The sequence below is a fragment of the Stenotrophomonas sp. GD04054 genome (assembly GCF_029836955.1).
Taxonomy (GTDB): Bacteria; Pseudomonadota; Gammaproteobacteria; order Xanthomonadales; family Xanthomonadaceae; genus Stenotrophomonas; species Stenotrophomonas maltophilia_A.
In genome coordinates this window covers 1-10,683 of record NZ_JAOECR010000086.1, presented here as the reverse complement: position 1 = coordinate 10,683, position 10,683 = coordinate 1, and the positions used below count along the sequence as shown (strand labels likewise).

The window sequence follows — 10,683 nt, the reverse complement described above, 5'->3', positions numbered from 1 at the left end:
TGCAGCCTGATCCGCAAGGACAGCGGGCCACTGTCGAGGGCGGGATGCGTGACCTGGAGGGCTCAGGGCGTTCCCGCTGCAGTTGGTAAGCACATGCATTGATGATTTCTGGGGGTGAGTCCTTAAAGGCAAGAGCGCACTTAGGCATTGCCCTTCGGGCAATGCGTGCGCAAGAGGCTGTGCCCCCTTGACCCCCTAAAAGCGCTTGCCAAAGCCTAAATCGTAGGCATAAAGGCAGGTGCGGGGGCCAGAACAAGGAGCATCAATGGCCATCTATCACACCAGAGTAAAGACCTTCAGCCGTGCCCAGGGGCACGCTTCTACCGCTGCAGCGGCTTATCGAGCAGGCCTGCTAATCATCGATGACCGCACCGGTCTCCGGCACGACTATCGAAGGCGAGGGGGCGTTGTCGAAACCCGGTGTCTGGCGCCAGATGAGGCGCCTGACTGGGCTTTCGATCCTCGGCAGCTCTGGCCCGCAGCCGAGGCCTCAGAGCGCCGAAAAGACGCCACGGTCGCTAGGGAATTCGAAGTTGCGCTGCCACACGAACTGAGCAATGAGCAGCGTTCAGACTTGGCAGCCGAGATATCGCGCTGTCTGGTCCAGCGGTACAGGTTCGCTGTCCAATCCAGCATCCATGAGCCACAGACCGCTGACGGGCTCAACTATCACGTCCACATCCTAGCCACGACTAGGCGGATGGACGCAGACGGGTTGAAGGACAAGACCAGGGAGCTGGATGGCGGCCCTTCAGGCCGAGGGGAAGTCGAATGGATTCGCGCGATGGTGGGGGAAGCCATCAATGCCCATCTTGCTGCTGCAGGTGTCTCGGCACGCGTCGATCATCGTAGCCTTAAGGACCAAGCGGCCGAGGCCGCAGAGCAAGGCGACGAGCTTACAGCGGCGGAGCTTTCACGCATCCCAGGGCTTCATTTGGGCAAAGATGCGACGGCGCTGCATCGCCGAGGCGTCGATACAGTCCTTAAGCAGGGCAATGACGGGATCCACCAGGCCAACAGCGCCGCTTGGGATCGCGCCGTCGCTGACCTGGCGGAGCAGGGCAGATTGATGGAACCGGCATCCGATCAAGCCATGCCGGTCGGGCCGCGCGAAGTTGCTTCGCATCCTCCCGTCCTACCAATGCTGTCTCCTGGTGGAGTTACTCCTCTGGGTAACGTGGCCAGGGAAGTCATGCCGGTTGTAGCGGTTGCCGATGCCGGGACGCGGCAGCCGCAGGTCACAGCATCCAAGCAGGCCCTGAAGGAAGTGTTGGAGATGTGGGCGGAGGCGTGGATAGAGGCGCTGCGAGATAGGCTCAAATTCACGCGCAGATTGCTGCGCAACAGTGCTGCCTTGATATCCGCTCATGTCGCGGCGCCCAGGCTCCGTGGCGACTTGGAAGAGTTGCTCGTAAGACTGAAGAAGTTGAAGCGGGACGCACTGCGCTTCAAGCGTAGGCTGAAAGCTGAAGACCGTGCCCAGCACGTATTGGCCCAAGCAGAATTTGCCTTGGAGAACTTCGAAAGCCAGAACCCACGTCCAGGGATCCTGACTCGGTCGGATTGGTCGCGGCGGCGGGCGCGCCGTGTCAGGGCTGTCGAGCTGGGACGCGAGGAGTATCAACGCGCTCACGAAGCCACCGGACCCAAGGCCCAGGAAGACTACAACCGTCGAACAGGCGAGTCGTTGTCGCAGCTGGAGAATTGGAGTGAAGTGCTGTTGCGTAGATATCCGGTGGAGGATGCGCCCATTGGCGCTCCTGAAGCCCCTATTTCAGCTGACCCCTTGCTCCTAATGAATCCCGGCAGAGAGCCCGGAGCCCGGTTGCACTGATAGACAAGCGAAGGCCCCGGCGAACCGGGGCTTTAACCCACCTCCAGTTTCGAAAACTCAGTGGTAGGTAGGTCTGGGCTTTGACACTGCGCCACGGCGCTCTGAAATCATGTCGCTGAGCTGCACCTGATCGCGTTCTACCACGGCTTCTCTAACCCTAACGGCAGGTTTCAGAGTGTGGTCGTCAGCCGGGGGTTTTGGAGCCATGCATCGGTTGATCAATTCGTCCGCGATTTCGAGGGCGTGGATGATGTCTTCGATTCGATCTTGAGTGTCCCGAGTTCGGTCTTGTGCGATCAATGGGCACAGCACTCGGCTAGCGATAGCCAGCTTTCTTTCTAACGGCATATGGAGCTCCTAACGTTTGGGAGCTCTCATAAAAACATTATTTGCGTTGATCGCAAGGCTCCGACCCCGAATCTTGAGCGCCTAGAGTGGTTGATGGCGTTGCCTAATCATTGTCACCGAGATTCTCCGGGCGCTACGACGCCTTTGATGGCTTCCTCATGTGACTTGTTGGCGTCGTGGAGTGCGCGCTTTTGGCAAGAGCGACCGCTTTTCGTTCACGTGCAGCTGCATTGACCGCCCTCCGCTTCGCTCTGAGTTGCGCTTGCCTGAGGGACTGCGCTGCCTCTCCAGGCTGATAGACCGGCAGACCTTCGGGAACGGGGAGAAGCGCTACCGCGTCTGCGCGCGATTGGAGCGTGGGCACATCTACATAGGTTCCGAGCTCGCCGGGCATATGCGCCTTGTGCCCCGTAATGGCAGCGGCAATAGAGCTAAGCACACCCGCATAGAGAAGCCGGGTGCTCGCAGTATGTCGGAACGAGTGGAAGCCCATGCCTGGCTGCATCATGCCCAAGCCAACAAGATAGGCGCGGAACTGATCTCCAAGGGCATCCCCGTAGCCTGCCTTCTTATGCCAAGGCAGGTGGGGAAACAGGCGCTCATGGCCTGCCTCCATGACATCACGGGCATATGTGAGGATCCCAGCATCCAAGAGGCGGGGATGTAGTGGGATGAAGCGCAGCGAGTTGGCGTTCTTCAGCTTCTGGTCGCGATGGACGGCGCGGATGTGGATGCCCCAGATGCCGTTCACTTCTGCAACATCTTCCGCATAAAGCTGGCCAACTTCGTTGACCCGCGCCCCGGTGCCTGCCGCCAGCAGCACGCCCCAGTAGCGATCAGGCCGTCCTTTGGCCCAAGGCAGGAAATTCTCAGGGTCAAAGATCTTGTTGATCTCTTCAATTGTGAACTGGCGGCGGGGCAGGGCAGCCACGGATTGTGCCGAGTTCTGCCTTTTGATCCCGTCCAAGGGCGAGCGCGCGATGATGCCGCTGGCCACTTGTGCGTTAAAGAAGCTGGCAAGCCGGTCTCGGTGCTTTCCGAGGGTCCGATCTGAGAGACCGGCAACAATGATGCCCTTATCTCTCTGCTGCCTGACCTTGGCCATGATCTGCGGCGCGGTCAGCTCTTTGTAGTCACTCTTCTTCCTGGCATTGCTTGGCCAGTGATGGAGTCCTGTCAGAAACGCTCTGACTTGGGCTTCCCCTACCTTCGACATCAGCAGGTCAGGTCCTGCGACTTCCTGGAAGATGATGAGCGTGTTCTCACTATCCAGCAGATTGCCGGGTGAGGTCTTGGCGTTCCTCAGGTCCGCCAGATACAGGGCGATGCGGTCGGATAGCGTGAAATCTGCGCTGGCGGGTTCATTGGGCAGTCCCACAACCGAGAGCCCAGGCAACGCCAAGCCTCTGATCGTTTCCAGAAGTGCTTGAGCATCTTCTCGCCCATTGACGTTCAGACCGGTGAGCTTAGTCCCATTCGGCAGCTGGATGTTTCCGGTCCACTGGTTGATGGAGCCGCTGACGACTTTCAGCAGGTCTTCTCTATCCTTGTCATCCATGCGGCTACCTCTCCAGCGCTCGAATGCTTCGGAGAGTGCCACAGCCATGCGGGCCGCGACGAGGCGGGCAAGGTCAGCAGCAGATGGGGGAAGGCGGCGGACCAAGAAGCGTGAGCCGATAGCCTCGCGCAGGTCTACAGGAACAAGAAAGCGGACATGAAGTCCGCTAGGTCGGCGTAGAAGATAGGGCTTGGGCAAGGGGCGATACCTCAAAAGATCCTTTTGGAAAGATCGTTTTTCGGTATCGCGCCCTGCCAAAACCCAACAGAATCAGCAAGATACAGCTGAACTGCTTACAAATGGTGGAGGTGGGCGGAATTGAACCGCCGTCCGAAGGCACTCCATCCCCAGCACTACATGCTTAGCTCACCGTTGAATCTCATCCCCGAGCAGCACGGTGTGCAAAGCGCACCCGGGAACCAGCCTGTTGTGTTCTAGTGCCGGACTGACAGGCAGCCGCCCAGCGCGATTCCATGATAATGACTCTACGCTGCGAGCATGGACACAAGCAGTTTCGAGGCTCCGCCTAAGTCGGCAGAAGGTCACGCACCGCAGTTTTTAGGCTGCGAGAGCGACCGGAGCGTAGTTGTCGTCGTTGGCAACTAGAGTTTTGCAGCTGGATTTACGAGGAAAGCTACCCCCTCGGCATGCGCCAGGCGACTTCACAACCCCCGTCGAAACCAATGCACCCCCGGTTTCTTCAAGCATTGCAAGGCTTTGGGGCCAATGCCGTCATGAAAGCTGACACTGACCCTGCCCAACGAGACGGATCTTACGGCAATCTTCCTGAACAGTCACGCGGGTGAGCGTCCGTCTCCCAGCTGATTGGCACGTTGCGATCCCTTGGGACGCCGTGCTCGAATTTCCGGTACCACTCCACGGGGGGCCTCATGGCCATTTCCGTCAGCCCCGGCAACTGGGGACAGTATCGGATCGGGCAAGAGGTGCGCGGTGGCATGCTGTCGGCTGAATCGTCCTGGTACATCCAGCCACACGCAGATCGGGCGGCGAAGGCCCTCGCGGCGGCGTTTCCGGCAACAGGTCCTGCATCAGGGCTGCAGGCCGATCTGTTGTTGAAGGCAGTGGCATCGGTCTGTGCTCAAGACGGGCCGCAATAGCGCCAAACGCTGAAGCGGGCCGGCGTAGGTGCGATCAGGCTTGATAGCATCCAGATTCCTGAAGTTAAGCGAGTGAAAGGACGCCATGACGCTAGCCGTTGCAGTAACAGATGAACCCAGCGACGAAGCGCTGGAGGTGATTGGCACTGGCTTGGACCAGTTCAATCTGGAGGCTGCAGGGTATGCCGATCGACGCGCGCTGGCGGTACTGGTTACCGATCCGGCCAGCGGCAAGGTAGTAGGGGGCCTTACCGGGCGAACCTCACTGGGCCTGTGGTTCGTGGATCTGTTCCATCTGCCAGCGGCCCATCGCGGCAACGGGCTGGGGTCGCGTGTGCTGAAGGCCGCAGAGGATGAAGCGCGGCGTCGCGGTTGCCGTTCCGGCGTGCTGTACACCCTCAGCTTCCAGGCGCCCGACTTCTATGTGAAGCATGGATGGGTCGTGTTCGGCCGGGTGCCATGCGATCCGGTCGGCACATGCAGGGTATTCCTCAGCAAGGATCTGTCGGCGGGGTGAGCGCTGCGGGCGAGCCGCGGGTCCTGTCAATCCGCAACTTGTTGTAGAGCGTCTGTCATAGCGGATTGCTAACTTCGTGGGCACGAATTTGCGACACACTGGCGATGACCATCCGAGCCAGGACAGACACGGAGACCATGGGTGACCGATGCAAGCCAACAACGCAGCCTGCGGCAGCTGATCGGGCCGGTCGGTGCCGACTACCAGCGGCGTGCGTTGCCGCCGGGCTGGGTCTGGGCGGTGCTGGCGGTGCTGCTGGCGGCCACCTGGGTGACGGAGTTGCCGGCCACGGCAGCTGCGGCACTGGTCGCCAGCGCGGTGGTGGTGCACTGGTCGCAGCGCGGCCGCATCCATTGGCTGGGGTGGCGCCTGCCGGGCCTGGCGGTGCTGGCTGCCCTGCTGTGGGGGCCGGAGGTGCTGTCGCAGTGGTTCGAGCACGGGCTGGCTGTGGTGCTGATGTCGCTGGCCAGTCTCAGCATCGGCGTGCATGTGTGGCAGTCGCGACAGATGGCACGCCAGCTGCAGGGCGCGGCCGATGCACTGGACGACGCCCAGTTGCTGGCGTTGCTGCCGGCTGATGCCGCGAACCTGGCCAAACAGTGGCGCTTGGGCGATGACCGTTACGCACCGGAGCTGGCGGTAGTGATGCACCTGGCGGTGATGCACGCGGCGCTGTCGCCGCGGATGCGCAGGCAGGGCATGCTGGCGGGGTGACCCGCCTTTTGTAGAGTCGGGCCATGCTCGACTTCGGCGTTCCACAAATACCGTAAAGCAGTCGAGCATTGCTCGACTCTACATGGTCGTTCGCAGCCGCCTTACGCGTCGCGGTTGCCGCGACGCATCACGCGCTGCTTCTCGATCGCCCAGTCGCGGTCCTTGGCGGCATCGCGCTTGTCGTGGGTCTGCTTGCCCTTGGCCAGCGCGACTTCGAGCTTGATCTTGTTCTTGCTCCAGTACATCGCGGTGGGCACGATCGTGTAGCCATCGCGCTCGACCTTGCCGACCAGCTTGTCGATCTCGCTCCGGTGCAGCAGCAGCTTGCGATCGCGCCGGTCGTTGGCCACGACATGGGTCGAGGCCTGGATCAACGGAGTGATCTGCGCGCCGATCAGGAAGATCTCACCATCCTTCACGTAGGCGTAGGCGTCGACGATGTTGCCGCGGCCAGCACGGATCGATTTCACCTCCCAGCCCTGCAGGGCCAGGCCGGCTTCGAAGCGGTCTTCGATGTGGTACTCGTGGCGGGCACGCTTGTTCAACGCGATGGTTTTGTTGGCCGTCGCGCTCTTTGCTTTATCCTTGCCGCTGTTCTTGCTCATTTCCGTATTGTCTCCGATTCGGGCCCGCCCGGTCGATTGCCGAAACGTCCTGTATTCATGCCTACTATCCGCCGCAGCGCCCTGGTCGAACATTCGGCCGCGCGCATGTTCGACCTGGTCAATGATGTCCAGGCCTATCCGCGCCGTTTCCGCTGGTGTTCGGCTGCCCAGATCCTGGAGCAGGGCGAGGACCGGCTGGTAGCGCGCCTGGACCTGGGCCTGGGCTCGTTCAGCACCTGGTTCCAGACTGAAAACACACTGCAGCGCCCGCACAGCATCGATATGCAGCTGCGCGATGGCCCGTTCAAGCAGCTGCACGGCCGCTGGGAGTTCCATGCGCTGGCCGAAGATGCCTGCAAGGTCACCCTGACCCTGGACTTCGAGCCCAGTTCACGCCTGCTCGGTCCGGCGCTGGCGTTGGGCTTCCAGAGCCTGGCCGACCGCATGGTCAACGACTTCATCCGCGTTGCCGACGAGGCCTGAGCGATGATCGAGGTCGAGGTGGTGCTGGCCTGGCCGCAGCGGGTGCTTTCGCGCCGGTTGCAGCTGGACGAGGGCGCGACCGTGGCCGAGGCCATTGCCGCTGCTGCGCTGGAAGGCAGTGCCGACTGCCCGGCGGCGGCCGTGCATGGGCTGCTGGCGCGCCCGCAGCAGGTGCTGCTGGATGGCGACCGCATCGAGCTGCTACGCCCGTTGCAGGCCGACCCCAAGGACAACCGCCGGCGTCGCGCGCTCGGCGGTTGATTCCTGTCGCCCGTCCGCGAGGACGGGCAGGGGGCGTCAGCGACCCTTCTTCTTCTTGTCCTTCGGCAGATTGCGGCCGAACTGGCGCACGGTCTGCTGGGCCAGGGCCTTGTCGTTACCCGGGAAGTAATCGCCTTCCCAGCGGGTCACGTTGTCTTTGTCGAAGAACACGGTGAAGTTCTTCACCTCGGTACGGCCCAGGCGGTTCACGCGCTGGCTGGAGGTGTAGTCCCAGCGCTGGGCGTGGAACGGGTCCGGAATGGACGGGGTGCCCAGCAGCGCAGTGACCTGCTGCTTGCTCTGCCCGACCTGCAGCTTGGCCACGGCATCTTCCCGGATCAGGTTGCCCTGATAGATGGGTTGCTTGTAGATGATGCCGCACCCGGTGGTGGACAGGGCGACGGCGGCGACCAACAGGAGATTGCGCATCGGGACTGGCGGTTGGGGAAATCAAACCGATGATACACTCCCGGCGTGCCACCGCGACCCAATCCGAGGCAGCTGGCGCTAAATCGCCAATGAACGGAGACCTATGGAAACCCACGACCTGCGAAAAGTCGGCCTGAAGGTGACCCATCCACGGATGCGGATCCTGGCGCTGCTTGAACAGCGCAATGCCCAGCACCACATGACCGCCGAAGACATCTACCGCCAGCTGCTCGAGCATGGCGACGAGATCGGCCTGGCGACGGTCTACCGGGTGCTGACCCAGTTCGAGGCCGCCGGCCTCGTGCTCAAGCACAATTTCGAAGGCGGCCAGGCCGTCTACGAGCTGGACCGTGGCGGCCACCACGACCATATGGTCGACGTGGACAGCGGCAAGATCATCGAGTTCGAAAGCCACGAGATCGAGGAGCTGCAGCGCAAGATCGCGGCCGACCACGGCTATGAGCTGGAAGAGCATTCGCTGGTGCTGTACGTGCGCAAGAAGCGCAAGTAAGCCGTTCCAGCCAGCTGGATGCGACGAAACCCCGGGCCTGCCCGGGGTTTTTCGTTGCTTACGGCAGATCCGCGCCATGTGTGAGGGGCCCCATCAACACCTCCAGATCCACCGCCTCGGCCATGGCCCGGTTACCCGCATCGCCCGGATGCAGGTGGTCGCCGGAGTCGTAGGCGGCGGCCATCCGTGACGGATCGGCCGGGTCGCGCAGCGCCGCATCCAGGTCGATCACTGAATCGAACGGGCTGTCGCTGCGCAGCCAGGCATTGAGCTGTTGGCGCAGGGCCTCCTTGTCCGGCTGGTAGTAGTCGTCCAGCGGCGTGCCGGGCAGGGCGCCGGCGAACGGTGTCAGGGTGGCGCCGAGGATGCGTAGACCCCGCCGATGGGCCTGCTCGGCCAGGGTGCGATACCCCGCCTGCAGTTCGGCCAGCGTGGGCCGGGCCTGGTTCCGGGCGAAGGCGGTGCCGGGCCAGCTGATGTCATTGATGCCGATCAGCACGACTACGCTGACCACGCCTGGTTGATCCAGCACGTCACGCCGGAAGCGGGCCAAGGCGGATTCGCCCATGCCATCGCGCAGCAGCCGCCCCCCGGAAATACCGGCGTTGACCACGGCAACGCCCCGCGGTGCCAGACGCGTCGCCAGATGGTCGGTCCAGCGCTGGTCCTGATCGAGGCTGGCGGTGGCGCCATCGGTAATCGAGTCGCCGATCACCACCACGCTGCGTGCGCTGGCAGCGGCCTCGACCTCGATGCCGGCCAGGAACAGGCGGGCAGTGGTGCTGCTGGCCCCGCTCAGAGCCTGGGCCAGGCTCTGGTCGCCGGGCGCAATCCAACTGGTCTGCCGACCCTCCCAGTGGAACGTTTGCACGGGCGTCGGCCCCGGCACAAAGACACTGATCTGCAACGCCTGGTGGTCATCCGTGGCCAGTGGCAGCGGATCGCTCAGCCGTTCCTGACCGGGGCCGATCAGCACCCCGGGCTGGCCGTCGAAGCTGAGCGGCTGCGGGGTGACACCCGCGTGTGCGGCCACGCTGGCCGCCCCGATCCGTAACGGCTGGGTGCCGTAGGCATTGCTCAGCCGCACCCGCAGCCGGGGCCCGCCCAGGCTGATACGCGCCGTCTGGCGGAAGGTCTGGTCCTGCAGCGTGGCCGGAACCAGGGTGGGGAACAGGAAATCGGCGCCCCAGACCGGTTGCGGACTGGCCTGCCAGCTGGCGACCCAGTGCGGGGCCGGGGCGGCACTGGCTGCGCTGGATAGGGCGATCAAGGCGGTCGCGGTGAGCTGGCTGAGGCGGTTCATCGGGCAATCCCGGGAGGAGGGAGGGCCATGGTGATTCTCCGTCGATCTGTGAACTAGACTGCGCATGGATAATCATCTGTGAACTGGATTCATCGCCATGGCGCGACCCGACATCAACCGATCCGGCGAACTGGAAGTGTTCGTGCGGGTGATCGAGACCGGTGGCTTCTCCGCCGCGGCCCGTACCCTGGACATGACGCCGTCGGCAGTCAGCAAGCTGGTGGCACGGCTGGAGCAACGGCTGGGTACGCGCCTGCTGCAGCGTTCCACCCGCCAGCTGCAGCTGACCCCGGAAGGCTGCGCATTCTACGAGCGTGGCCTGCGCGTGCTGGCCGACCTGGAGGAGGCCGAGCGCTGTGCCAGCGCCCATGCCGAGCCGCGCGGACGCCTGCGGGTCAATTCCAACGTGCCGTTCGGCCAGCATTTCCTGTTGCCGCTGCTGCCGGCATTCCTGGAGCGCAATCCGCAGGTGGGGGTGGATCTGACCTTGAACGACGAGGTGATCGACCTGCTTGAGCAGCGCACCGACGTGGCGGTGCGGGCCGGCCCGCTGAAGAGTTCCAGCCTGGTGGCGCGACGGCTGGGTGCGACGCGGATGATGATCGTGGCCGCGCCAGCCTACGCGCAGCGGCATGGACTGCCGCGCAACGCTGAGGAGTTGATGTTGCACAACCGTCTGGACATCGGCCATGCGCGTGCGATGCAGGGCTGGCCGCTGCTGCAGGACGGACGCGAGCGGATGGTGCTGCCCAGTGGCAATGCCCGCGCCAGCAATGGCAACGCGCTGCGGCAGCTGGTGCTGGGCGGGTTGGGCCTGGCGCGGCTGGCGACCTACCAGGTGCAGGAGGACATCGCCGCCGGACGCCTGCTGCCGGTGCTGGAAGAGGCCAATCCCGGTGACCTGGAAGAGGTCCATGCGGTGTTCCTGGGGCAGGGTGGCTACCTGCCGCTGCGGGTGCGCGCCTTCCTCGATTTCCTGGTGGAGAACGTCGATCTGGCGCG

General features: G+C 63.2%; 12 protein-coding genes and 1 other RNA gene. 8 read left to right on the top strand and 5 right to left on the bottom strand.

The genetic code is table 11. The features are described from left to right. Positions 1-265 precede the first annotated feature (265 nt). Entirely contained in the window at positions 266-1,834 is a 1,569-nt protein-coding gene (locus N7573_RS21850) for a MobA/MobL family protein (RefSeq protein ID WP_279913528.1), read from the top strand. Positions 1,835-2,315: 481 nt separating this feature from the next. Here the strand turns inward: N7573_RS21850 and N7573_RS21845 are convergent, their stop codons facing one another. Beyond that, positions 2,316-3,740, bottom strand: coding sequence for a site-specific integrase (locus tag N7573_RS21845; RefSeq protein ID WP_279913527.1), 1,425 nt, complete (start codon positions 3,738-3,740; stop codon positions 2,316-2,318). A gap of 300 nt (positions 3,741-4,040) precedes the next feature. Continuing rightward, positions 4,041-4,433, bottom strand: a transfer-messenger RNA (tmRNA) gene (gene ssrA / locus N7573_RS21840). A gap of 197 nt (positions 4,434-4,630) precedes the next feature. Here ssrA and N7573_RS21835 point away from each other — a divergent pair. From N7573_RS21835 to N7573_RS21825, 3 genes are all read left to right on the top strand, one after another. Further along, positions 4,631-4,858, top strand: coding sequence for a hypothetical protein (locus N7573_RS21835; protein WP_228756320.1), 228 nt, complete (start codon positions 4,631-4,633; stop codon positions 4,856-4,858). Positions 4,859-4,943: 85 nt separating this feature from the next. After that, a complete protein-coding gene (locus N7573_RS21830; RefSeq protein ID WP_279913525.1) occupies positions 4,944-5,375 on the top strand; it encodes a GNAT family N-acetyltransferase in 432 nt (143 codons plus the stop codon). Positions 5,376-5,516: 141 nt separating this feature from the next. Beyond that, positions 5,517-6,089 carry a hypothetical protein gene (locus N7573_RS21825; protein WP_197655779.1) on the top strand — a complete coding sequence of 191 codons (573 nt, stop codon included), beginning with the start codon at positions 5,517-5,519 and terminating at the stop codon, positions 6,087-6,089. 101 nt (positions 6,090-6,190) lie between these two features. Here the strand turns inward: N7573_RS21825 and smpB are convergent, their stop codons facing one another. Continuing rightward, positions 6,191-6,694, bottom strand: coding sequence for an SsrA-binding protein SmpB (smpB, locus tag N7573_RS21820; protein WP_010484447.1), 504 nt, complete (start codon positions 6,692-6,694; stop codon positions 6,191-6,193). A gap of 57 nt (positions 6,695-6,751) precedes the next feature. Here smpB and N7573_RS21815 point away from each other — a divergent pair, with 57 nt between their 5' ends. Then, positions 6,752-7,177 carry a type II toxin-antitoxin system RatA family toxin gene (locus N7573_RS21815; protein ID WP_010484449.1) on the top strand — a complete coding sequence of 142 codons (426 nt, stop codon included), beginning with the start codon at positions 6,752-6,754 and terminating at the stop codon, positions 7,175-7,177. Positions 7,178-7,180: 3 nt separating this feature from the next. Beyond that, entirely contained in the window at positions 7,181-7,438 is a 258-nt protein-coding gene (locus tag N7573_RS21810) for an RnfH family protein (RefSeq protein ID WP_032128285.1), read from the top strand. A gap of 36 nt (positions 7,439-7,474) precedes the next feature. On the opposite strand, the gene bamE is transcribed toward N7573_RS21810, so the two are convergent. Beyond that, positions 7,475-7,867, bottom strand: coding sequence for an outer membrane protein assembly factor BamE (bamE, locus tag N7573_RS21805; RefSeq protein WP_279913523.1), 393 nt, complete (start codon positions 7,865-7,867; stop codon positions 7,475-7,477). A 103-nt stretch (positions 7,868-7,970) separates the two neighbouring features. Here bamE and fur point away from each other — a divergent pair, with 103 nt between their 5' ends. Further along, on the top strand, positions 7,971-8,378 hold the full coding sequence (fur, locus tag N7573_RS21800) for a ferric iron uptake transcriptional regulator (protein WP_005409235.1): 408 nt from the start codon (positions 7,971-7,973) through the stop codon (positions 8,376-8,378). A 58-nt stretch (positions 8,379-8,436) separates the two neighbouring features. Here fur and N7573_RS21795 read toward each other — a convergent pair whose 3' ends face one another. After that, on the bottom strand, positions 8,437-9,681 hold the full coding sequence (locus tag N7573_RS21795) for an SGNH/GDSL hydrolase family protein (RefSeq protein ID WP_279913522.1): 1,245 nt from the start codon (positions 9,679-9,681) through the stop codon (positions 8,437-8,439). Between the two features lie 97 nt (positions 9,682-9,778). Between N7573_RS21795 and N7573_RS21790 the strand changes: the two genes are divergently transcribed. Continuing rightward, on the top strand, positions 9,779-10,683 hold a 905-nt coding region (locus N7573_RS21790; RefSeq protein WP_279943283.1), incomplete at its 3' end, for a LysR family transcriptional regulator.